At 70.1% G+C, this 23172-nt stretch carries 22 protein-coding genes; 15 read left to right on the top strand and 7 right to left on the bottom strand.

The window, feature by feature from the left end; all coding sequences use genetic code 11:
• Window positions 1-13 precede the first annotated feature (13 nt).
• Window positions 14-469, top strand: coding sequence for a hypothetical protein (locus tag ABEA87_RS35835; protein ID WP_345637416.1), 456 nt, complete (start codon window positions 14-16; stop codon window positions 467-469).
• A gap of 178 nt (window positions 470-647) precedes the next feature.
• Here ABEA87_RS35835 and ABEA87_RS35840 read toward each other — a convergent pair whose 3' ends face one another.
• On the bottom strand, window positions 648-998 hold the full coding sequence (locus ABEA87_RS35840) for a winged helix-turn-helix domain-containing protein (protein ID WP_345637418.1): 351 nt from the start codon (window positions 996-998) through the stop codon (window positions 648-650).
• Window positions 999-1592: 594 nt separating this feature from the next.
• Between ABEA87_RS35840 and ABEA87_RS35850 the strand changes: the two genes are divergently transcribed.
• Complete coding sequence (locus tag ABEA87_RS35850; RefSeq protein WP_345637479.1) at window positions 1593-1781, top strand: hypothetical protein; 189 nt, start codon at window positions 1593-1595, stop codon at window positions 1779-1781.
• Window positions 1782-1809: 28 nt separating this feature from the next.
• Window positions 1810-2298, top strand: a complete 489-nt coding sequence (locus ABEA87_RS35855; RefSeq protein WP_425571018.1) for a class I SAM-dependent methyltransferase — start codon at window positions 1810-1812, stop codon at window positions 2296-2298.
• 182 nt (window positions 2299-2480) lie between these two features.
• Here the strand turns inward: ABEA87_RS35855 and ABEA87_RS35860 are convergent, their stop codons facing one another.
• The gene (locus tag ABEA87_RS35860; protein WP_345637420.1) at window positions 2481-2936 is read right to left on the bottom strand and encodes a hypothetical protein; all 456 of its coding nucleotides are present in this window, start codon (window positions 2934-2936) and stop codon (window positions 2481-2483) included.
• A gap of 121 nt (window positions 2937-3057) precedes the next feature.
• Here ABEA87_RS35860 and ABEA87_RS35865 point away from each other — a divergent pair, with 121 nt between their 5' ends.
• Together ABEA87_RS35865 and ABEA87_RS35870 are read left to right on the top strand one after the other, a co-directional pair.
• A complete protein-coding gene (locus ABEA87_RS35865; RefSeq protein WP_345637422.1) occupies window positions 3058-3549 on the top strand; it encodes a hypothetical protein in 492 nt (163 codons plus the stop codon).
• A gap of 407 nt (window positions 3550-3956) precedes the next feature.
• A complete protein-coding gene (locus ABEA87_RS35870; protein ID WP_345637424.1) occupies window positions 3957-5120 on the top strand; it encodes a D-alanyl-D-alanine carboxypeptidase family protein in 1164 nt (387 codons plus the stop codon).
• 121 nt (window positions 5121-5241) lie between these two features.
• Here the strand turns inward: ABEA87_RS35870 and ABEA87_RS35875 are convergent, their stop codons facing one another.
• A complete protein-coding gene (locus ABEA87_RS35875) occupies window positions 5242-6264 on the bottom strand; it encodes a LacI family DNA-binding transcriptional regulator (RefSeq protein WP_345637426.1) in 1023 nt (340 codons plus the stop codon).
• A 274-nt stretch (window positions 6265-6538) separates the two neighbouring features.
• Window positions 6539-7702 carry a GH12 family glycosyl hydrolase domain-containing protein gene (locus ABEA87_RS35880; RefSeq protein ID WP_345637429.1) on the bottom strand — a complete coding sequence of 388 codons (1164 nt, stop codon included), beginning with the start codon at window positions 7700-7702 and terminating at the stop codon, window positions 6539-6541.
• Window positions 7703-8600: 898 nt separating this feature from the next.
• Here ABEA87_RS35880 and ABEA87_RS35885 point away from each other — a divergent pair.
• From ABEA87_RS35885 to ABEA87_RS35900, 4 genes are all read left to right on the top strand, one after another.
• Window positions 8601-10340, top strand: a complete 1740-nt coding sequence (locus ABEA87_RS35885; RefSeq protein ID WP_345637431.1) for a carbamoyltransferase C-terminal domain-containing protein — start codon at window positions 8601-8603, stop codon at window positions 10338-10340.
• Between the two features lie 288 nt (window positions 10341-10628).
• On the top strand, window positions 10629-11501 hold the full coding sequence (locus ABEA87_RS35890) for an oxidoreductase (RefSeq protein ID WP_345637433.1): 873 nt from the start codon (window positions 10629-10631) through the stop codon (window positions 11499-11501).
• 219 nt (window positions 11502-11720) lie between these two features.
• On the top strand, window positions 11721-12572 hold the full coding sequence (locus tag ABEA87_RS35895; RefSeq protein ID WP_345637434.1) for an alpha/beta hydrolase: 852 nt from the start codon (window positions 11721-11723) through the stop codon (window positions 12570-12572).
• A gap of 341 nt (window positions 12573-12913) precedes the next feature.
• Window positions 12914-15049 carry a molybdopterin-containing oxidoreductase family protein gene (locus ABEA87_RS35900; protein WP_345637436.1) on the top strand — a complete coding sequence of 712 codons (2136 nt, stop codon included), beginning with the start codon at window positions 12914-12916 and terminating at the stop codon, window positions 15047-15049.
• Window positions 15050-15076: 27 nt separating this feature from the next.
• Here the strand turns inward: ABEA87_RS35900 and ABEA87_RS35905 are convergent, their stop codons facing one another.
• A complete protein-coding gene (locus tag ABEA87_RS35905; protein ID WP_345637437.1) occupies window positions 15077-15973 on the bottom strand; it encodes a Vgb family protein in 897 nt (298 codons plus the stop codon).
• Between the two features lie 177 nt (window positions 15974-16150).
• Between ABEA87_RS35905 and ABEA87_RS35910 the strand changes: the two genes are divergently transcribed.
• The 4 genes from ABEA87_RS35910 (at window position 16151) to ABEA87_RS35925 (ending at window position 20278) form a co-directional block, all read left to right on the top strand.
• Complete coding sequence (locus ABEA87_RS35910) at window positions 16151-16981, top strand: oxidoreductase (protein WP_345637438.1); 831 nt, start codon at window positions 16151-16153, stop codon at window positions 16979-16981.
• A gap of 164 nt (window positions 16982-17145) precedes the next feature.
• Window positions 17146-17328, top strand: a complete 183-nt coding sequence (locus ABEA87_RS35915; RefSeq protein WP_345637440.1) for a hypothetical protein — start codon at window positions 17146-17148, stop codon at window positions 17326-17328.
• A gap of 152 nt (window positions 17329-17480) precedes the next feature.
• A complete protein-coding gene (locus tag ABEA87_RS35920) occupies window positions 17481-19025 on the top strand; it encodes a multicopper oxidase family protein (protein ID WP_345637441.1) in 1545 nt (514 codons plus the stop codon).
• Window positions 19026-19207: 182 nt separating this feature from the next.
• Entirely contained in the window at window positions 19208-20278 is a 1071-nt protein-coding gene (locus ABEA87_RS35925) for a hypothetical protein (protein WP_345637442.1), read from the top strand.
• A 112-nt stretch (window positions 20279-20390) separates the two neighbouring features.
• Here the strand turns inward: ABEA87_RS35925 and ABEA87_RS35930 are convergent, their stop codons facing one another.
• The gene (locus ABEA87_RS35930; protein WP_345637443.1) at window positions 20391-20579 is read right to left on the bottom strand and encodes a hypothetical protein; all 189 of its coding nucleotides are present in this window, start codon (window positions 20577-20579) and stop codon (window positions 20391-20393) included.
• A 239-nt stretch (window positions 20580-20818) separates the two neighbouring features.
• On the opposite strand from ABEA87_RS35930, the gene ABEA87_RS35935 reads away from it, so the two are divergent.
• On the top strand, window positions 20819-21187 hold the full coding sequence (locus ABEA87_RS35935) for an STAS domain-containing protein (RefSeq protein ID WP_345637444.1): 369 nt from the start codon (window positions 20819-20821) through the stop codon (window positions 21185-21187).
• 96 nt (window positions 21188-21283) lie between these two features.
• Window positions 21284-22489, top strand: coding sequence for a PP2C family protein-serine/threonine phosphatase (locus ABEA87_RS35940; RefSeq protein ID WP_345637445.1), 1206 nt, complete (start codon window positions 21284-21286; stop codon window positions 22487-22489).
• Window positions 22490-22634: 145 nt separating this feature from the next.
• On the opposite strand, the gene ABEA87_RS35945 is transcribed toward ABEA87_RS35940, so the two are convergent.
• The gene (locus ABEA87_RS35945; protein WP_345637446.1) at window positions 22635-23153 is read right to left on the bottom strand and encodes an FBP domain-containing protein; all 519 of its coding nucleotides are present in this window, start codon (window positions 23151-23153) and stop codon (window positions 22635-22637) included.
• Window positions 23154-23172 lie beyond the last annotated feature (19 nt).

Below are 23172 nucleotides of genomic sequence, written 5' to 3' on the forward strand. Positions count from 1 at the left end.
GCTAGCTGCGACTATGGAGATCGACGAGCGCATAGAGAGTCGCGTACGAGCGGCGTTCGGTGCCGCTATCGGACAAGACGGGGACGACTTAGTCGCAGCTCTTGAGGGACTCGATGAGCAGGGTTCGCAGGAAGCCCTGGGTCTTGGCCTGACCGTTGTCGAGTTCGTACTCAGGGACGCATTCGGAGACGAGCCGACTATCGCCGAACTGTCCACCGAAGCGAGCGAGATGCGGGAGGATCTCCCCAGACTCCTAGAGTTGGTAGACCAGAGCGATGTCGTAACGTTTCTCGCGGCTGTTGCCCGAGGTGACACTTCCCTCGGGGGTCTGGGCGCCAAAGATGTTGGATGGCTGACCTTTGTTTGTGGCGGCTACCTACTGGACACTCGAGGGCTCCCCGACCAGACGTGGTGGGAGTACCTTAACGAGATCTGGCAGGCTGTGAGTGATCGTCCCGCCGCGGAATAGCGGACCGTCGGACCTGGTCTGGCCCGCAATGGACCCGATGCATGCCCGCGAGCTATCGCGCTTCATGGACGACCTTCTCGCCGAGGCATGGCGTGGCGCGACCTGGTCATGGCCGGCGGCAGCGGCGCACTCACCGCGCCGCTGCCCAACGCGACCACGTCGCAACGGGCCGTGCCGCTCAGCGCGTGTACCAGTCGACCACGACCTGGGTCCCCGCCGGCAGGCTGCGGGTTGCTCCGTTCGTACCGCTGATGATCAGCGCGGCCGACGCGGTCACCGATTCCCCGGGCCTTAGCGGGTAGGGTCCGCCGAACCCGAGCACGAAGGTTCCCTTCCTGCCGCGGGTCTCGACGAGGCCGAGGCGGCGAAGCTCGGCGATGGCGGTTCGGATCGTGGTGCGGCTCAGGGCGGTCCAGTCTTGGAGGGCCTCTTCGGTCGGCAATCGGTCGCCCGGCCTCAGGCGCCCGAAGCGGATGTGTTCAGTGATCTGTTCGGCTAGCTCGCGCCAGCCTCTCGGGCGAGATGTCACGCGGTGAGGATACCTCTTTATATAGATACGTAGGTACGTAGAGTTCTGTCCGATCCGATTGACTGTCGGGTTGTGGTACCCGTTATCGGGATAGAACGACATGAAAGCATCGGGGCTCGATTGCTGCCGCTCCCGACCTGGCAACCTACCGACGCGTTGCGGCAGGCGCTGGCCGGAGAACTGCTGTCACGGGGAGCGGCGCTTCACAGCGCGGCGCCTGAACCCCGGCCAGCAGGCCCTGATGACCCTGGCCCACCTGCGCGGCACGGCGTGGCCTGCTACGCCGACGCCGCTTATCGCAGAGCCGGCCCAGCGATCGCGGTGCCGTTTCCCCGCCGGCCGCGCCGGCTGTCCAGTAACCAGGGAGCGGCCAACCGCAACCACGCGCGTAACCGGGCACCAGGCGAACGCGCGGTGGCGACGTTGAAGAGCTGGAACGTCCTGGCCAAGCTCCGCTGCGGCAAACGCCGCGCCTCAACAATCATCGCCGCCATCCGAGTCCTCCAAGCCATCGAGGACCCGTACCTGGCGGCTGGCCGGTCCCAGCCCACGCTGGGGAGTCCCGCCGCAATGCGAGCCGATAGGGTTCGGTCCGTGACCGAGGCCCAGTTCTTGCATGCCACTCGCGAGTCGTATGACGCTGTCGTTGCCGACTACGTCGACAGAGTGCACCGGGGCACACCGGTTGGGCGCTGGTCGATCGTTTCTGATGACTTGATGGGCAAGCCGCCGCTGGAGCGGGCGTTGCTCGAGGTGTTCGCAGCTCGTCCAGGCTGGGGGTGATGGCGCCGTCGCTGACGTTGGTTGTGGAGTGGGACTGCTGACCCAGGAGTTGGTAAGGCTCGGCCTGGACGCGTTCGGCATCGACTTGTCGCCGCGGATGGTGGCGCTCGCTCGTCGCAGATATCCGGCGTTGCGGTTCGCCGTGGGGTCGATGCTCGAGCTTGGCGTCGCGGATGGTTCGCTTGGCGGCGTCCTCGCGTGCAACTCGATCATTCACATTCCATGGAAGTACCGACCGCAGGTGTTCGCCGAGTTTCACCGGGCGCTAAGACCTGGTGGGCAACTGATGCTGAGCCTTGGGATCGGTGATGAACGCAGGCACTTCGACGGGGTGGACGGCGTGGCGATCTCGTTGGACTGGTATCGGCAGCAGCCTGACGAGGTTTGCTCGCTCCTAGGCGAGGCGGGATTTGAGGTTCGGGAACGTGCGGTGGATGAGCCCGAGCCGGGCTCCGCGAACGCACCGCACGGCTACCTGCTGGCGTGCAAACGTGTCGGCATCGGACAGACGGTCTGAGCGCGCGATTCGCGGTGCCGCACGTAGTCGGTGGCTTGCCTTCACCGTGCGGCTGACCTGGGCGTGGCATCGCCTTCGAGTCAGGTTGGCAAAGGCTCACTGTCCCAATAAGAATTCAGTGTCCCAATCGTAATCGAGCCGCATAAATGAGTCTGCCGGAGGTCGAAATAGTGTTTTTCTCGTCAGGCCTTGTCGCTGGTGATCTGCTCGTAAGAGTCCCAGATCTCGTCTAGGTACTGGTACCAGCGCTGGTCATCAAGGCGATAGTAGGACAGCAAGTGCGCACCACAGACGACTGCCAATCCTGTCACGTCTTCTCCGCCGAGCCCGCCGAGGGTAACGTCGCCGGTGACCGCGACCTTGAGAAATTCGGCCACCGATGCTCGGTCCAGGTCGATCCAGTCGGATTCCTTTTCGGAGATCTTGGAGGCAAGTTCCCGAAAGTCTTCATCGGTCGGTCCGTCCCGGTAGATGTCGTTGGCGACGAATCCGCTGACATACAGGCCCATGGTGATCAGGCTGGCCGTGTCCTCCTTTGAAATTCCATCGAGTGCTCCGGCGACGGCATCGGGATCCTTGGCAATCGCTCCGCTGTACGCCTTGCGCAATCGCTCTTCGACCTGACTATTGATCGGCATCTGGTCCCGCCCCTTTCGCTCTCGGTTTTTTTCCGCGTTCCTTGAATCGGTCCCACCATACCTTGCCGGACTCGGCGGCCATACCGGCAGTTAGCACGCCCGTAGCTACGACCTTATTTGGGTGATCGAGCCATACAGTTACGAGCGCGCCGCTAAAGACAACGCCTTTCGGCACGTAGGAAGCTACCTGGTCCACCCGCCGTTGCCATCGGGGCTCGTAATCAGGGCTATCGCGGTTCTCTTGTTCCTTTCTCGCCGGGCGATCCTTCCCCTGCCGCGGCGGCACCTCGGGCAATGGTGCCGCGCCCTGCGCGCGTTCGACCGTCTTCTCGGCCAGCGACCCGGGTCCGCCCTTGGCGCCTCTTCAACCGCCAGCCGATTTGGCCATGTTGATGGACTGGTTGGTGAGCTCGCCACTGCCCTGGAGGTGCTGCTGTATCCGCTGGATCGACTCTCTGACCTGCGCGAACTGTGCCGCCTTGTCTTGCACGCCGACGCTGGCCATCTGGCTCTGGAGCTGTCCGGCCGCGTTCTCGGCGGCGCTCAGGAGCTGCATCCCTTCGTTGACCTTCTGGTCAGCGGACTGGAGTTGGCTGATGATCTGATCGATTGATGCCACAGCAGCGCCTCCCTCGTGTTTGCGAGAGAGCATAGACGACTGGGAGTTAGTCAGGCCGGACCGGCTGTAGCGCCCGTACGCCACCGCCCTTCCGCAGAAGGCCATCATGCGCCCGGTCAGGAGCGCGCGGAATGTGGCGGCCCTGACCGGTTGGATGTCCGCGGCGAACGAGCAGCGCCACAGAGCCCCTCGGCGCCGCGCGCGGCCGTGCACGCCTCGACTCGAAGCGGCGAAGTGTTGACCTCGGCCGTGTCCTCCCCGATAGGGTGCGGGGCGTGAGTGGGTGGAGTGTCGCTGTCGCGTTCGTCGGTGCCGGGCTCCTCGCGGCGCCGGTACCGCCGCCGGCGACGAGTTCAGCGTCCACGACGAGTTCAGCGTCCACGACGAGTTCAGCGTCCACGGTGAGTTCGGCGTTGACGGCGAGCGTGGTTGCCTGCCCGCACGTCACGCCGCCGACCATCCCGCCCACGCCACCGTCTCCGCCCCGCGACCCGGCCGCGCCCGTCATCGGCGGCGCGCAGCTGGGCACGACGGGACTGGCCGCGCCGTCCGGTGCGTCGGCGCCACCGGCCCTGTCGGCGATGTCGTGGGTGGTCGCCGACCTGGACACCGGTGCGGTCCTCGGCGCGTGCGATCCGCACCTGCGGCGCCGCCCGGCAAGCGTGCAGAAACTGCTGCTCGCCGAGACCGCGCTGCCGAAACTGAACCCGAACCAGGTGGTCGAGGCGACCGACGCGGACCTGAAGCTGCCACCTGACAGTTCGGCGGTCGGTCTGCTCGTCGGCGGCCATTACCCGGTGTCCACGCTGTGGTACGGGCTGTTGCTGGAGTCTGGCAACGACACCGCGAACGCGTTGGCCCGGGTGGCCGGCGGGAGCGGGGGAGTGCCGGCGACGGTCGCCGCGATGAATGCCGAGGCGCGGCGACTGGGCGCCGATGACACCCATGCCGTTACCCCGTCCGGTCTGGACGCGCCGGACCAGCTCACCAGCGCGTACGACCTCGCGCTGATCGCCCGGGCTGACTTCGCCCGGCCGGACTTCGTCCGCTACGACACCCTGCTGCGCATGCAGTGGCCCGCGCAGCCGCCCCGTGACCCGCACGGTTTTCAGATTCAGAACGAGAACAAGCTGCTGGTCGACTATCCGGGGGCGCTGGGCGGCAAGACCGGGTTCACCGATGATGCTCGCCATACGTACGTCGGCGCGGCGCAGCGGGGCGGCCGGCGGCTGGTCGTCACGGTGATGGGCGCGGAGATCGTTCCCGCGCGCGCGGAGAAGCAGGGCGAGATGCTGCTCAACTGGGCCTTCGGGCTACCGGCGACGGCGAGCGTGGGGCACCTGGTCACGCCCGACGAGATCGCTTCCTCGCGCAGCTCGGCGTCCGCGCACCCGGCGGGGTCGGCGCCGGCGGGCAGGGTACGGGCCAGCGGGGTGCGATTGGCGCAGGCGGGCGGCGGTGCGTTTCTGAACTCGCCCGCGCCGAAGGTGCTCCTCGCTCTCGTGGTGCTGGCGCTGGCCGCGCTCGGCGTCTCCATGATGTGGCGCCTGCGCCGGGGTGGCTGATTCCTCGGTGTCCGGTTCGGTGTAGCGGTATCCGGTGTAGCGGTATCCGGTGCAACGGTGTCCGGGTCAGCGGGGTCCGGGTCAGCGGGGTCCGGCCGAGCTTGAGGGGCGCGCCGGAACCTCAGGCCGATGCGCGCAGGATCAGTTGGGTCGGCAGGACGGTACCGCCCCGGTCGTCCGCCTCTCCCCGGGTCATCGCGAGGAGCCGGCGCACGGCCACCGCGGCGAACTCCTCGATCGGCTGGCGCACGGTGGTCAGGGCCGGCCGCACCTGCGCGGCCAGCGCGTGGTCGTCGAACCCGACCAGCGCCACGCTGTCCGGTACCCGGCGACCGGCCCGGTTGAGGCAGCGTAGCGCCCCCGCCGCCATCACGTCCGAGGCGACGAACACGGCGTCGAGCGCGGGACGCTGGTCGAGCAGTCGCTGCATCGCGTGCACTCCCGAGGCCTGGGTCCAGTCGCCGTACGCGATCGGGGTGTCGGCGGCGCCGATGGCCCGCATGGCGTCGCGGTACCCGGCGAGCCGGTCGGCGCCGGCTCCGGTGTCGGGTGGTGCGGCGATGTGCGCGATGGCCCGCCGACCCGTCGCGATGAGGTGCTCGACCGCGGTACGCGCCCCACCGCGGTTGTCGGCGTCCACATAGGACACGGGACTGGTGTGCAGCGGACGGCCGACCACGACGATGGGCAGCCCGAGCGTGGCGAGCGAGCCGGACAGCGGCAACGGTCCGTGGTCCGAGACGATGATGACGCCGTCGATGCGGCCGCCCTGGAGGTACCGGCCGACGGTCTCGATGAGCGGCCCGGTCACGCTGGTCACCAGGAGCGGGATGTAAAACTGGGCCAACTCCAACTCGGCCGCGCCGATGAAGCGCGCGAAGAACGGCTCGGTGAACAGCATGTGGTGTCCGGCGTGAATGACCGCCGCGATCGCGGGCATCTTGCGATGCGCCTTTCCCCAGGCGGCGCGGTGTCTGCGGTACCCGAGCCGGCTGGCGGCGTCGCACACGCTGCGGTAGGCCTCGGCGCTCACCTTGGTCGAGTTGTTGAGTACCCGGGATGCGGTCGCGATCGACACCCCGGCCTCCCGGGCGACTTCGGCGAGCGTGGTGCCGGTGACCGGACGCGTCTCGGGACCGGTCATGGAAGCGCTCCCAGCTGTCATCCCGGCAAGGTATCGCCGAATCCGGGTGCCAGGGAAGGTCGCGGATGCTAATCGATATACATCGGTGCGTCGAATGACGTTCGACGCAGGTCAGATGCTACCCAGAAGAAATCCGCCGGCCGTGTAAGTTCCACGGGGCGGGTGCCCTGCCGCGCCGGCCCGCCGCGCCGGCGCGGGCGGAGACCCCGACCGGGGCCGCCGCCCGCGCCGGGGTCTCGCCCGTGCCCGCCGCCCGCGCGGGGCGGCCGGTTGGTTACGGGCTCGTGCAGGTCAGCGGCAGCGATCCGGGGGTGGTACCGGTCGCGGTGAAGCCGAACTCGGCCGTCGCGCCCGCGGCCAGCGAGCCGTTGTAGGCCGCGTTCTTCACCGTGATGCTGGAGCCGCTGGTGGTCAGCGTGCCGTTCCAAAGGTTGGAGATCGAGGCGCCGCCGGGCAGCGTGCCGCGCACGGTCCACCCGTTCAGCGTCGACGAGCCGTTGTTGCGGACCGTCACGCTGCCCTGGAACCCGCCGGACCACGAACTGGTGGTGGAGTAACTGGCGGCGCAGCCGCCGGGAGCGCCGGTGGGGGTACTGGTCGGCGTGGCGGTAGGCGTCGGGCTCGGGCCACCGCCGCCACCGCCACCGCCACCGCCACCGCCGCCGCCACCGCCGGTGGTGGTGACGGTCGCCGAGAAGCTGTTGACGGACAGTCCCACCCCACCGATCCAAGGCTCGAAGCCGGCCTGGATGCTGGTGAGATACCACGAGGTGGTGCCGTAGGCGGAGCCCCGGCCGAGCGTGTCGCGGATGAAGTCCAGCACGCTGAAGCTCAGGCTGGAGATGCCGGCCTGCACGTAGGAGACCACGTTGTTCTGGCCGTTGTTGCCGGTCCACACCGTCCAACTGCGCCCGGCGATGCTGGCGCTACCGGTCGGTGAGCCGATCGGTTGGATCGAACCCGTGTGGTTGAGCCAGATCATGATTTCGGTGTCCTGTACCCCGCTGACATCCGCCGTCGCGTTGAGCCAGATGTCGTAGGACGCGTCGTACGTGCCCGAGCCGGGGTAGCTGTCGCTGATGCTGCTGGTCGCGCTGCTGATCCGGCTGATCTGTGCGGGCAGCGGCGAGCCCGGACTGCAGTCGCTGTAGTGGCAGCCGAGGTAGATCGACGGGTACGACACCGGTGCTCCGCTGAGATTTCCGGTACCGTCCTGCCGCACTATCGAAAAGCCGGTACTGGTGACGTTGATGCACTGGGTGGCGCTGCTGCCCCAGCGGTTGTTCTGCACGACGTACCTGCCGCCGACCGTGGTGGTGCCGTACTGGTCGCAGATCTGGGTGTCGGCCAGGGCGGTTGTCGCGGTGGCGATGGCGACGACGCCGGAGCCGAGGAGTAACAACCCGGCCAGCGCGAGGACGCGGAAACGACGTGACATGGCACTCCTTGGGTGGGACGGTGACCGCGAACGCGGGGGGACGGGGAGGATGCGCTCCGAATGCCAACCCATGCGCGACGCTATGCCCCGGCCGCGCGGCCCGTACACACCTCATCCGGCGGCCGTACCCGTGCCGGGGCGTTTCGCCTGGAGACGCCGGTACGGTGAGCGGCACCGGCGTGAAAGTTTCCGGTCGGCGGTACCGGCGGCGGGTTTCCCCAATGCCGTCGGCGGGCATTCCCGTGAAGTGGCCGACGTCGATCGCCAGGTGATCGAGTTCGCCACGTCCCAGGTCAGCAGGGGCGCCTGGATCGTCGCCGCCGTGTCGGTGGTGTTCTACACCGGCGGCGCGGTTGTCTTCTTCGCGACGCCGAGCCACCGTGGACTGGGGGCCGTGTGGGCGATGGTGGCCGCCGGTTGGCTGGTGGCCCTGGTCACGCGCGGCGGGGGCCGGTGGGTCAGGCGAGGGCGGCCGGTACGGGTAGGGCCGGCGGGACTCGAGGTGCCCGGCGTGGACGGAGTCCCGGTCGCGATCGACTGGGCCGACCTCGCCTCGGCCGACATCGTGGGCGAACCGCTCTCGCCTCGGCTGGTCGTGGTGCCCACCAGTCCCGGTCGGCTCCGCCCGGCACCGGACCCCTGGGCAACGCGCGGCCGCATCGCGGGGCGGGATCTACCGGATCGTCGTTCCCCTCGCCCTGGACCGGTCGCGCCGCGCCCGACTGCGCGACGAGTTGACCGCGCGCCTGCGCGCGGCGACCGACCAGCGGCGCGGGGAGGGTGAGAACTCGCCGTGGTGAGTCAGTCGGCAAGAATTCCTTCACTGTCTCGCCGCGCCGGTGACTGCTACGCTTCGACGACAGAGCCAGAGGTCAATGTACGCAGCGAGGACGGCTCCGTGACGCTTTACCTGGGAGTCCATTCACTGGCCAGCCACGACGGTTCGGTCGCGATGTTCGATGACGCCCAGCACCGCGTCACCGCGCTCGAAGAGGAACGCGTCACCCGCGACAAGCACAGTGTGGGCCGCGCACCCATGCACGCGCTGGCCGCCATCGCGTCCGAACATCACGTCGACTTCGCCTCGCCCGAGTTGCAGTTCGCCCGCCCGTGGTTTCAGGGCACGCCGATGCGGGTCTCGGACGAACGGACCGGGGCGGAGCGCACCGAGATCGTCGCCACCGACACGCCGGACGACATCCATGAGATGCTCGCCCGGCTGAACGAGCCCGCGCCGGTCCAGCCAACGGTGCTGGTGCGCCACCACCTCGCGCACGCCCTCGTGGCCGCCTGGCAGAGCCCCTACGACTCCGGTGTCGCGCTGGTCTGCGACGGGTACGGCGACGGGGAGTCCGGGTCCAGTTGGACGTTCGCGCGCGGACAGGTCCCGGTGCGACTCGACTCGATACCCGTCGACGACTCGCTCGGTGAGATGTACGCCGCCGTCACCCGCTACCTGGGCCTCGGCACTCACGCCGAGGGGCGGACGATGGCGCTGGCCGCCTACGCCGACGGCGCCGACACCTTCGACTGCGTGGCGATCGGCCCGGAGGGCTGGCGCGTCAACCTGGCACCCGAGCCCGGCACCATCTTCAGCCCGACGCGCAGGGCGTGGCTTCGCCATCTGGAGTTCCGGTTCGGCCCGCCCGTGCCCCGCTCGTACTGGTCGGCGACCCTGGGCGCGGATGCCTCAACGCTGGCCGACGACGCCACCTTCCAGCGGGCGGTGGCCGTCGCCGGCCTGGCCCAACGGACCCTGGAGGCGGCCGTTGGCGAGTGGCTGGCCGCCGTGTCGTCCCGCCACCCCGAAACCCCACTGGTGCTCGGCGGCGGCGTCTTCCTGAACTGCGCCATGAACGGCGCTCTTCGCCGGCGCTTCCCTGGGCTCCGGATGTTCTTCTGCCCGCTCGCGGGCGACGCCGGCACCTCGATCGGTGCGGCGATCGGGGCGATGGCCTCGCTCGCCGGGCGCTGGCCCGACCGCCATCCCCACCTGGACCTCGGGCTGTCCTTCCCCGACGCGCACATCGAACCGTTGCTGCGCCAGTCCGGTGTCGACTTCATCGACGCCGGGGACGAACTGCCCCAACGGGTGGCCGACCTGCTCCGGCGGGGAGCGCTCGTCGGGGTGTTCCACGGGAGATCGGAATTCGGCCCGCGCGCGCTCGGCCAGCGCAGCCTGCTCGCGCTGGCCGATGGCACCGCGACGGCCGCGCGGGTGAACGCGGCGAAGCAGCGCGCCCTCTGGCGCCCGCTGGCACCCGTGGTCCGTGAGGCGGACGTGGCCCAGTTCCTGGCGGCCCCGCGGGCGCACTCGGCGGAGGACCTGCGCTACATGATCGTGGCGATGAGCGTCGCCGACCAATTCGCGGCGGCGCACCCGGCGGTCACTCATGTCGATGGCACGGCGCGAGCCCTCGCGGTCGGACCCTCCGGGAGCGGTGGTCAGGTGTTCCTCGACGCGGTCCTTTCCGGACTCGCCGGCGGCGGCGCCCCCGCCGTCCTCATCAACACCTCCCTCAACGACGCCGCGGAACCCATGGTGCTCACCCCGAAAGACGCGCTGCGTTACGCCCTGGCGTCCCCCCTGGACGCGCTGGCGATCGGGGGGTTCCTCGTGACCAAACGCGGGCGTTGATCGATTGGCCTACGCGGCCATGAGGATCTCTCCGGAGTAGGTGATCGGGCTCCGCCGGGCACGGGATCTGGGGTCGAGGCTCGACTCCCTGCCCGCGGTTGGGCGCCCGCCACCGTCGGCCACCATCGGCCACCATCGGCCACCACGGCCACGTCGGAGCCGCGAAGATATCGTTCATCACCTGGGCGTCGGGGAGACCGGGCCGCCGCGACGGCACGTGTGACCGAAAGGCGCCAGGAACCTCTCGCATACGACCCGAGATGTCGATAGATCGGAAGGATCACCGGAATGGCTGCGAACACCCTGGGCGGGACGTTCACGATGGCGGACGGTCTCACGGTTGCCCGGATGGGCTACGGCGCTATGCAGTTGGCCGGACCGGGGGTCTGGGGTCCCCCGAGCGACCGCGACGAGGCGGTCGCGGTGCTGCGCACCGCCGTCGAGGCGGGCGTGAACCACATCGACACCGCCGACTTCTACGGGCCGCACGTGACCAACGAGATCATCCGCGAAGCCCTTGCCCCATACGACGGCGTGCACGTCGTGACCAAGGTCGGCGCGGTCCGCGACGAGCAGGGCGGTTGGCCGCACGCCCGTTCGCCGAGGCAACTGCGCGAGCAGGTCGAGTCGAACCTGCGCACGCTCGGGGTGGCGGCGCTCGACGTGGTCAACCTGCGCGTCGGCGGTGGCCCCGACGGGCATTCCCCGGTGCCCGGGTCGCTCGCCGAGCCGTTCGGCGCGCTGGCCGAGATGCGCCAGGAGGGCCTGATCAAGCACCTCGGCGTCAGCGTCGTCGATGCCGACCAGGTGGCCGAGGCACAGGCGATCGCCCCGATCGTGACCGTGCAGAACTGGTACAACGTGGCCCACCGGGGCGACGAGGCACTCATCGCCTCCCTGGGGCAGCAGGGTGTCTCCTACGCCCCGTTCTGGCCGCTGGGCGGGTTCAAGCCGGTGCAGTCCGAAGTCCTCGACGCGGTCGCCGAAAGCGTTGGCGCGTCGCCCAAGGTCGTCGCCATCGCGTGGCTGCTGCACCAGGCGGCGAACATCCTCGTCATCCCCGGCACCTCGTCGGTCGCGCATCTACGCGAGAACCTCTCGGCCGCCGAGATGACCCTGCCGGCGCAGGCACTGGCCGAACTCGACGGCATCGCGGCCTGAACGAGCGCATCCGGCCGGCCCGGCGGAGCCCATCACCCGAATCGGTGAGGCGTGCGACGCCCGACCGCCCCCGAAGGTCGGCGACGGCTCACCGATTCGAGGAATCGATATCCCACGATGCTCCTGCTGTACTGGACGAGTTGCCCGCCGACGCGGGACAGCGACCCACCCGGCGTCGCGACAACCGGCGCCCTCACCGCAGGAGGACCATTGTTCAGGATGTCACGCAGGTCGGCTTTGACCGCTCGGGCCGCAGTGGTGGCCGGCGTGGTGGCGCTCGGCGCGGCGGCGGCCGGTATCACCGCCGCCGCGGCCGCGCCGAGCCACCAGGGCGCCCGGCCCGACCGGACCGCCAAACCCACGATCGTGCTCGTTCACGGCGCGTGGGCCGACTCCAGCGGCTGGAACGACGAGATCACCAGGCTCACCCACCTCGGCTACCCGGTGCTCACCGAGTCCACCCCGCTGCGCGGGCTGACCAGCGACGCGGACCACCTGCGCGCCCGACTACAGACGATCAGCGGCCCGATCGTGCTGGTCGGCCACTCCTATGGCGGCGCCGTGATCACTAACGCGGCACGCGGCGTACCGAACGTCAAGGCGCTCGTGTACGCCGCCGCCTTCGTACCGGCCGCGAACGAGAGCCTGCAGATGATCCTCGCCGAGCATCCGGGCAGCCACATCGACGGCACCAAGCTGGACGTGGTTCCGGTGGCCAACGCCGCGGCCGACGGCGGCCAGGACGCCGACCTCTACATCAAGCCGGCGGACTTCCGGGACATCTTCGCCGGCGACGTCTCCGCCCAGAGATCCGCGCTGGAGGCCGCCACCCAGCGGCCACTGGCCAACACCGCGTTCGCGCAGCTCTCCGGGGCCCCGGCCTACGCCGACGTGCCGAGCTGGGACCTCATCAGTCTCGACGACCACGCCATCCCGGCCTCCGCCCAGCTGTTCATGGCGCGGCGCGCCGGAGCGCACCTCGAGTCGATCCACTCGGCGCACGACATCATGATCTCGCACCCGACCGCCGTCGAGCACCTCATCATCGAGGCCGCGAACGCCGTCAGCTGAACCAGCGGCGCACCGTCGATCCATCCGAACCGGGCGACCCGTACGGGGGATCGGTGGTCAACGCCTGTCTCATGCGAGCGACGGCCCGGCGGTCCGCGCCCATCGCGGACCGCCGGGCCTGCTCGGCAGGACGTCGCGCGTTCGAGCCGTACCGCGCAGTCGGCCACCCGATCGTGGCCGCGGACCCGGCGGGTGTCGCGGTCACGGTGGTCGACGGCGTCGGCGGGGCCGCGCTGGCTCGCGGTTCGGGCCTCATCGGCCTGGTCGACCGGGTCGAGGCGCTCGGTGGAAGGTTCGCGGCCCGTGCCCCCGCACGGCGCGACCGAACTACCATCCGTGCCATGGCCACCAGCATCCACCTCGGCGCCTGCCCGCTCGACTGCCCGGACACGTGCACCTGGCAGCTGACGGTCGAGGACGGCCGGGGGGTGGCGATCCGTGGCGACCAGGGCCACCCGTTCACCCGTGGGGCCTTGTGCGGCAAGGTGAACCGCTACCTCGACGCGCTGAACGGCCCCGATCGGCTCACCACCCCGCTGCTGCGGGTCGGGCCGAAGGGCGTGGGGCCGGTGTCGTTCCGGCCAGCCACGTGGGAGGAGGCGATCGACCGGGTGGCGTCCGGGCTGCGGACCACGATCGACCGTGACGGCGCCGAGTCCATCCTGCCGTACTACTTCGCCGGCACGATGGGGCACGTGCAGGGCTGGACCATGGGGCCCCGGCTGTTCGCGCACCTGGGTGCGTCACGCCTGCGGACCACGATCTGCACCGCGGCCGCCACGGCGGCGCTGCAATCGGTGTTCGGCGCCGCGGTCGGCTTCGAGCCGGAGACCATCACCGAGGCCCGGCTCATCCTGCTGTGGGGCGCCAACCTGCTGTCCACGAGCCTGCACCAGTGGCCCTTCGTGCGTGAGGCCCAGGCGCGCGGCGCCTACGTGGTCGCCATCGATCCACTGCGTACCGAAACGGCCGCCCGCTGCGACGAACACCTCGCGCCACTGCCCGGCACCGACGCCGCTCTCGCGCTGGGGCTCATCCGGCACGTGCTCGACGCCGGCGCCCTCGACCGGCAGTGGCTGGCCGCACACACCACGGGCTGGCCTCGGCTCGAGGACCGCCTGGCCGAGTGGCCCGTCGAGCGGGCGGCGGCGGAGTGCGGGCTGGACGCCGGCGTGCTGCGCCGGCTGGGCGATCGCATCGCGACGACCCGCCCGACCGCGGTCCGGGTCGGGCTCGGCCTGCAGCGCCATCACGGTGCCGGACAGGCCATCCGGGCGATCTGCGCGCTGCCGCTGGTCACCGGCGATTTCCGGTACCCGGGCGGTGGGGTGCTCTGCATGACCAGCGGACACCACCGCATCGACGAGGACGCCGTGGCGCGGCCCAGCGGCATGCCCGCGCCACGGGCACGGTCAATCAACATGAGCCGGCTCGCGGCGGTGCTCACGGGTGAGGCGGACCCCGCCATCACCTCACTGGTCGTGTTCAACGCCAACCCGGCCGCCACCGCGCCCGACCAGAACCGGGTGCGTCAGGGCCTGCTGCGGGCGGACCTGTTCACCACGGTGCTGGAGCAGCGCTGGACGGACACCTGCGACTACGCCGACGTGGTGCTGCCGGCCACCATGCAACCCGAGCACCTGGACCTGCACTCGTCCTACGGCCACCATTACACGACGCTGAACCTGCCGGCCGTCGAGCCGCCCGGGCAGGCGCTGCCGAACACCGAGATCTTCCGGCGCATCGCGGCGGCCATGGGGCTGGACCACCCCCGGATGCGCGACGCGGATGAGGAACTGGCCCGGCAGCTGTTGCGTGACGCCCCGATCGGCTTCGAGGAGTTGGCCGAGCGGACCTACGCGCGCACCACCGGGGTCGAGGTCGGCTCGGCGCCGTTCGCCAAGGGCTGCTTCCCCACGCCGGACGGGCGGGCTCGGCTGTTCGACCAGCGGCTCGAACGCCAGGGGGTTGACCCGCTCATCGGCTACACGCCGCCGGTGGAGGTGAGCGATCCGCGCCTGGCCGAGCGCTTCCCGCTCATGCTCGTGGCACCGGCCGGGCGCTTCTTTCTCAACTCCACCTTCGCGTCGCTGCCGTGGCACACCGGCAAGATGGGTCCGCCGCGGGTACATCTGCATCCGCGCGACGCGGCCGCCCGTGGACTGGCCGACGGAGACGTGGCCCGGGTGTTCAACGACCGTGGCTCGTTCATCGCGGCGGTCGCCATCGACGACGCGACCCGCCCGGGCCTGGCCTTCACCTACAAGGCCTACTGGGCACGGCGCAGCCCGGGCCGGGCCACGGTCAACGCGGTAACCGCGGTGCGCGACACCGACCTGGGCGGCGGCCCGACGTTCCACGACATCCGGGTGGAGGTCGAGGCCGCGCCGGGTCAGCCGTTCGACGAGGGTCAGCCGTTCGACGAGGGTCAGCCGCTCGACGAGGGTCAGCCGTTCGACGCCGCGAACCCCGGGTGACCGGTCCCGGCGTCGCGCTGTCTCGGGTCAGCGGGTCCGGGCGACGCCGATCCGGGCGAGGGCGCCGATCTCCAATGCCGTCCACAGCGCGCCGTCGGGCCCGAGGGTGATGCCGTGCGGCTCCGAGCGCCGGGTCGGCAGGTCGTGCTGCTCGACAACGCCTGACGGGGTGATCGAGCCGACGCGGTTGCCTCCCCACTCGGTGAACCACAGGTTGCCGTCCGCGCCGGTGGTGATGGCGTGGGGGCGGCCCGAACGGTCCGGCAGCGGATACTCCGTGATCGTGCCGTCCGGAGTGATCCGTCCGAGCTGGCCGGCGGCGATCTCGACGAACCAGAGGGCGCCGTCCGGGCCCGAGGCGATGCCCACCGGTGCGGCGGCCTCGGTCGGGATCGGGTGGACGGTGATCGCGCCATCCATGCCGATTCTCCCGATGGCGTTGGCCTGGTTCAGGGTGAACCACATCCCGGCGTCCGCGCCGGCGGTGATGGCCGACGGGAATGCTCCGGTGGTCGGAAGCGGGAACTCGGTGACCTGGCCGTCGGTGGTGATCCGGCCGATCCGGTCGGCGGTGGTCTCGGTGAACCACAGGGTGCCGTCGGGGCCCGGGGCGATCCCGAACGGTCCGCGGCCCGGTGCCGGCAACGGGAACTCGCTCACCGCGCCGTCGGTGGTGATCCGCCCTATGCGGTGTGCCTGGTACTCGGTGAACCACAGAGCTCGGTCCGCACCGGTGACGATGATGGTCGGCCCGCACGCCGGATCGAGTTGGTAGCTGGTGGGCTCGCCGCCGGGGAGCAGCCGGCCGATCCGCCCGCTGTGCACCATGGTGAACCACAGCGCGTCGTCCGGGCCGGTGGTGATCGCGTACGGGCCGCTGGCGGCGTCGGCCACGACGTACTCCTGAACGGACACGGGTGTCATGGGATCTGTTCCAGCCATGGGATCAGGTATCAACTGCGGGTCCGATCGTGCCATGAGCCCACCGCGATCGACAAACGATCTTCTTCGGTGTCGGGGATCACGGCCATCCCCGTTACGCGCTGGCCGCGGACCGAGGTTTCATGGTCAGGTACGGGCCCGGTCACGGAGGAGATGCGCATGGCCACCTGGTTGATCACCGGCTGTTCGACTGGCCTCGGGCGCGCGTTGGCCACGGCGGTTCTGGCGCGTGGCGAGTGCGCGGTGGTCACCGCCCGCTCCGCCGCCGGTGTGCAGGCGCTGGCGCAGCGGTACCCCGACACCGCCCTGGCGCTCGCGCTGGACGTGACCGACGCCGATCAGGTCGCCGCGGCGGTGCGCCTGGGGGAGGAGCGGTTCGGCCGGGTCGACGTGCTGGTCAACAACGCCGGGTACGGCTACCGGGCCGCGGTCGAGGAGGGCGACGAGGCCGACGTGGCGCGGCTGTTCGCGACGAACTTCTTCGGCCCCGTCGCCCTGATCAAGGCCGTCCTGCCGGGCATGCGCGCCCGCCGGCGCGGCGCCATCGTCAACGTCTCATCCATCGCCGCCCGGATCACTCCGCCCGGTTCGGGCTACTATGCGGCGACGAAGGCCGCGCTGGAGGGCGTGTCCGGCTCGCTGCGCGAGGAGTTACGGCCGCTGGGCATCACGGTGATGGCGGTCGAGCCCGGCGCCTTCCGCACCGATTTCGCCGGCCGCTCGCTCGCCCAGTCCGACGAGGCGATCGCCGACTACGCCGACACCGCAGGCAGGCGGCGCAAGGAACACGACACGACGAACGGCACCCAGCAGGGCGACCCGACCAAAGCCGCGGAGGCGATCATCACCGCCCTGCGGTCACCCGAACCGCCCGGTCTGCTGCTGCTGGGCACCGACGCGGTGGCCGCCGCCGCCAAGGCCCTCGACGCGCAGCGCGCGGAGTTGGAGGTCTGGGAGGAGTTGGCCGCCAGCACGGACTACACCGGCTGATCGCGAGGCGGCGCCGGCCTGCCGCGCCAGAAACCGGCGGGAGTGGCGAGCCGCCATCCGCGGCGCTAGCGTGGCCGTGACAACGTCGCCTGTCCCGGTGGGCATCGACGTGGCAGCACCCGAGACCGGACCCGGTGGCCCGGCTCCAGGTGGGAAGGGCCGACATGTTGACCGCGGAGCAGCATGACGAGTTCCAGGCGACCGGGCTGCTCCGTCTGGAGGGGGCGTTCCCCGCGGCCACTGCCGAGGCGATGTGCGACCGGCTGTGGGAGTTCCTCGCCAGCCGGTACGCGATCCACCGCGATGAGCGGTCGACGTGGACGGTGGAGAAGCCGGCCAACCAGTAAGCGGAGCCGGCGCGTCGCGGCGCCCGCGACCAGAAACTCGTTAAGCGGAGCCAAAAATCGGGATTGGCGCGGCGGCGTGGGGGAAGCCGGGTGTAACAGGCGGGGTTCGGCGGGAAAGCGGGAACACCATGGGGTACAGCCGGCGTGAACTGATGCGACGCGCGAGCGCGGTGGGTGCCGGGCTGCTGCTGTCGGGAACCGCGACGTCGGCCGGCAACTGCGACACCAGTTCCGTTACCGGCACCCTGCTGTCGAGCGACGGCCCCCTCCCGCCGTACTTCGCCGTGCCGCTGCCGCAGCCGCCGGTGCTGCGGCCGGTGTCCACCGACGACACCACCGACTACTACGAACTGACGGCGCGCGCCGGCTCGGCGCGGATACTGCCCGGGGTGAACACCACGATCTGGGGCTACGACGGGATTTTCCCCGGCCCGACCATCGTGTCCCGCAGCGGGCGGCGGACGGTGGTGCGTCACTTCAACGAGCTGCCGGTGCCGACCGCGGCGCACCTGCACGGCGGTCACACGCCGGCGGACAGCGACGGGTACCCGACCGACGCGATCGTGCGAACCGGCGGCACCCTTCCGGACATCCGCCAGTACGCGGGCATGACGATGTCGCCCGGCGATTTCCGGGTCAACTACGGTTACCGGGACTATGTGTACCCGCTCAACCAGCGTGCCGCCACGTTGTGGTACCACGACCACCGGATGGGTTTCACCGCGCCGCAGGTCTATTACGGCCTGGCGGGCTTCCACCTGGTGTCCGACGACGAGGAGGCCGGGCTGCCGTTGCCGGGCGGCGACAAGGATCTGCTGCTCATGATCGTGGACCGGGCGTTCGACGGCGACGGTCAGCTGAAGTACCCCGCGACGGATCCCAGCCTCCTGCATGAGGTGGGGGTGTCGAGCCGGTACCACAACGGGGTGCTGGGGGACACGATCCTCGTCAACGGCGTACCGTGGCCGTTCCTCGACGTGGCGAACACCCGCTACCGGTTCCGGATCCTCAACGCGGCGAACGCCCGGCGGTTGGAACTCGCCCTGGATCCACCGCCGGCCGACGGCCCGCACTTCATCCAGGTCGGCAGCGATGGGGGGCTGCTGGGCCGCCCGGTGGGGCACGACCTGATCTCGATCGCCCAGGGCGAGCGCTTCGATGTGGTCGTCGACTTCCGGAATTACCAGGTGGGTGACCGGGTCACGCTGGTCAACCGGGCGGGATCCGGCTCGACGGCGGTGGTGATGCAGTTCCGGGTGGGGCGCCGGGAGATCGATCAGAGCTGGGTGCCGAGCACCCTGTCGGACCCGAGCGAATACGATGCGCTGACGCCGGACCTGGCGAGCGTCACTCGTGCGATGCGGTTCAGCGGTGGCAACCCGTGGGAAATCAACGGTGCGCCGTTCGACCTCGGCCGCGTCGACGCGGACCCGAAGCTCGACGCCACCGAGATCTGGAAGATCAGCACCAGCGCCCACCATCCGGTGCACCTGCATCTGGTCCAGTTCAAAATCATCGCGCGTACGGCTGGCGTGCGCCCCACCGACGGGGGCTGGAAGGACACCTTCGACCTGTCTCCGCGCGAGGACGGCTACATACTGACCAGGTTCAGCGATTACCCGGGCATGTACGTGTTCCACTGCCACAACCTGGAGCACGAGGACATGGCGATGATGGCCAACGTCGCGGTCGGGTGACGCCCCGGCGCGGCCGAGCCCGGACCTGGTCGAAGGGCCCCGCCCACCAACGAGTGCGTGGTGGCCATCCTCCGCCCGGCTAGGTCGGTTGTCGGGAATCGTTCCGCCGTCGGGCGCGTCTGGCCTCTGACCAGGGCAGTTGTTCCGGATGCAACCGCCCCACTCACGGTCAGGAGATGCACATGCGGCTTGCCCTTGTCCTTCCGCGGTTTCTCGCCGCGACGGTCCTCGCGATGGGAATCAGCGCCGGCCTCGCTACGCCGGCGCACGCATCCACCACAGACGGCGGCACCCTGACGCCGGGAACACCGGTCACGGCTCAGATCACCGCTCCCGACCAGCACATCGAATACAAGTTCACCGGTGTCGCGGGTCGGCATGTCACCTTCGACGTCACGGCATCGGCCTGGGCGGACGGGACGGCACCGAGCACGGCCTACTTCCACCTCTACAACCCCGCCGGGGGCTACAGCGGGTATGTCTATCTCGGCCAGGGCCCCAACTACGGCGACTTCACGTTGCCCACCTCGGGCACGTGGCGGCTGGTCCTCGACCCGACCGGCTCGGCGACGGGACACGTCACCTTCGGTCTCTACACCGACGTGGCCGATCGGGGGCTGTCCCCGAGCGTGCCGGTCAACACGACGATCAGCCACCGGGGCCAGAACGCCGGCTACTACCTCACCGGCACCACCGGGCAGCACGTCATCTTCGAGGTGACGTCCTCGGCATGGTCAAACGGTTCGACCCCTGGTAACGCCTATTTCCACCTGTACAACCCGGCGGGGGTGTACAGCGGATACATCTATCTCGCGCAGAGTGCCACGTACGCCGACTTCACGTTGACCGCTTCGGGCACGTGGCGGCTGGTCCTCGACCCGACCGGCCCGGCGACGGGGCATATCACCTTCGGCCTGTACACCGATGTGCCAGACCGTGGGCTGTCGCCGAACGTACCGGTCAACACAACGATCAGTCACCCGGGCCAGAACGCCGGTTACTACTTCACCGGTACCACCGGGCAGCACGTCACCTTCGACATCACGTCCTCGACGTGGTCGAGCGGTACGACCCCTGGTGTCGCCTATTTCCACCTGTACAGCCCGGCGGGGGTGTACAGCGGGTACATCTATCTCGCGCAGAGTCCCACGTACGCCGACTTCACGCTGACCGCCTCGGGCACCTGGCGGCTGACCCTCGACCCGACCGGGGCGGCGACCGGACACGTCACCGTCACGCTCCTGAAACCCTGACCATGTGACCAGACCGGCATCCGCCGGCGCGGGCCGCGCATCCGCCGTTGGTGGGGGCGCGGCCCGTGCCGGCCGCCGGTTCTATCCGTGCCGTCGCGGTCGTCGATCGACGTCAGAACTCCGGTGCCTCGTCCGGTGGCCCGTCCCAGTCCGCCACCTCCGGCAGGAAGCTGTCGCCATGGCCGATGCTGTCGGCCAGTTCTCTGACACCGTCCGGCACGTGCACGACCTCGTCCTCGGCCAACACGTCGGCCTGCCCGTCGTCTATCACGTCCGGCGCGGTCACGCTGTCATCCGTCATCCGGGCGGGGTACCCGATGGCGCACGCGCTCAATCCCGGTGCTCAATCCGGGCCGGTGGCGGCCTCAATCGCGGCAGGTGGCGACGTGGCGTGTGCGCGCCCTCGCCTCGCGCTCGCACCCCGACCGTGTCCACAGGTGCCACCGATCGGGAAGCGGTAGGGTGGGCGCCGTTGGGCGGAGTTGTCGTTTTGTCAAGGCTCGGAGCGAGCGCGCCGAGCCTGGGTCGGGGTGGTACCGGATGCGGGCCTTCGTCTACGAAGACGCCAGCGGACGGCATGTGGTCAAGATCTCCGGCGCCCTGGAGGTGACCACGGCGGAGGCGTTCCTCGCCACGGTCGAGGCGGTGCGGGGCGGCTCCGGCGGTATCGCGGTGCAGGTGGATCTCAGCGGGGTCGATTTCCTGGACTCCAGCGGCATTCGGGCGTTGCTGCGGGCGCACCGGGCGGCGGTGGCCAGCGGCGGTTCGCTGACCGTGTCCGGAGCCCGCGGCCTGGTCGCCGAGGTGCTGCGCATCACGGCGGTCGGTGAGCTGCTCGGCATGTCCGCGGGGGATCCGTCCGGCGACCGCCCGTCCGTCCGCGACGACGGCGAACCGCCGCCGGAATAGGACGATCGGCTCCACAACCCGTAACGGCCTGCGCCGGGCGGCCGGCTTCGCGACGCTGGTAGACGCCGATGGCAGCCGTGCGCGAAAGGGGATCCGGTGCCGATCTCAGCATATGAACTCTACCGGTCCGTCGCCGAGCTTCTCCGGGCGATGCACCTGGTGCAGCCCAGTGACCTGGCCGCCGCGGTCAACCTGTCGGTCCGGCCGCTCGAGATGCGGACCACGATCTTCCTGGTCGACCTGGAACAGCGTACGCTGCGGGCCCTTCCCGAGCCGGGAAGGCCGACGCCGGAACCGCTGCCGGTCGACGCCGGCCTCTGGGGGGAGGCCTTCATCAACGTCCGCACGACCGCCGCGCCCGATCGGGAGGACCAGTTGTGGGTACCGATCGTCGACGGGACCGAGCGGCTCGGCGTGGCGGAGCTGGTCTTCCCGGGCCCCGTGTCGGTCGACGATCCCGACCTGCATCGCGGCCTGTCCGCGCTGGCCGGCCTCATCGGACACATGATCATGGCGAAGTCCGCGTACGGGGACACGCTGAGGGCGTGGCGTCGCTCACGTCCGATGTCGGTGGAGGGCGAGCTGTTGTGGCGCAACCTGCCGCCGCTCACGTTCGCGACCGAGGACGTCACGATCGCGGCGATAGTGGAGCCCACCTACGAGATCGGCGGTGACGCGTTCGACTACGCCGTCGACAACGACCACGCCCGCCTGGCCCTCTTCGACGCGGTGGGGCACGGGCTGACCGCCAGCCTGACCACGGTGCTGACGCTGGCGGCCGTGCGGTCGGCCCGCAGCAACGGCGCCGACCTGGTCAGCGCGGCCAGGGCCGCGGACGAGGCGCTGACCGGTCAGTTCGGCGACGTGCGGTACACGACGGCCGTGCTGGCCGATCTGGACCTGCGCACCGGCCTGCTCCAGTACGTGAACGCCGGCCATCCGGCCCCGGTGCTCATCCGGGCCGGCCGGGCGGTCGCCCAACTGGAGGAGCGGCGCCGGATGCCGTTGGGCGTCCCGGACGACCGGCCGGTCGTGTCCGAGTACCAGCTGCGGCAGGGCGACCGGCTGCTGCTGTACACGGACGGCGTCATCGAGGCGCGCAGCCCGGACGGCCGGCAGTTCGGCCTGGACCGGCTGATCGCCGAGGCGGAGCGGCACTCGGCCGAGGGGTTGCTCGCTCCCGAGGTGGTGCGCCGGCTCGCGCACGGCATCTTCGATCGCCGCCACGGGCAGCCGCAGGACGACGCCACGCTGATGCTCGTTGAGTGGGCGGAGCACGCGGGCGCCAAAATGGTCCCCTGAACCCCAGCGACGCCCGCGATCCGACGATGCCCGCGATCCGATGCTGCCCCGCGATCCGAGGTCGCCCCGTCTGGGCTCGGTGTGTGGCCGGGCTCAAGCCCGCCGCAGCGGTCCGCGAACGGTGGCGGTCAGCGGACGGTGGCGGTCAGCGGACGGTGGCGGGGGTGTCGGCCACCCGGCGGGCGAAGGCCCGCAGCTTCCGCATCGCCCGCTCGACCTTCTCATCCAGCGCCAGCGTCTCCTCGACGCGCACCGCACCCGGCCTCGGGCGCATCGTGCCGCGCAGATACAGCGAGCAGGCGAGGTCCGCGCAGAGGTACTCGCCGACCGAGTTGCCGACGCGGCCGGACGGCCCCGGACAGGACGCGGTGAACAGGGCGACCCCGCCGCCCGGATGGCTGGTCAGGCACGCCTGGCACAGGCCGGACCGCACCCTGCCGCCGAAGGCCCGGTCGGCCTTGCGCAGCATGATCGCCTGCACCCCATCCTCGGACGGCAGGACGATCGCCGCCCGCTGCGGCGCGGACGGATCGGTCCAGCCGAAGAAGTCGAGCAGCTCCCACGGCGTCTCGAGAAAGTCCGTGGGCAGCTTGATGCGGGCCGCGTCGCCCTTGCTGCAATTGAGGAACGAGCCACGGATCTCGGCCTCGCTGATCGGATCCATGGCAACACCGTACCAAGCC

The sequence above is a fragment of the Rugosimonospora acidiphila genome, from assembly GCF_039543385.1.
Classification (GTDB): domain Bacteria; phylum Actinomycetota; class Actinomycetes; order Mycobacteriales; family Micromonosporaceae; genus Rugosimonospora; species Rugosimonospora acidiphila.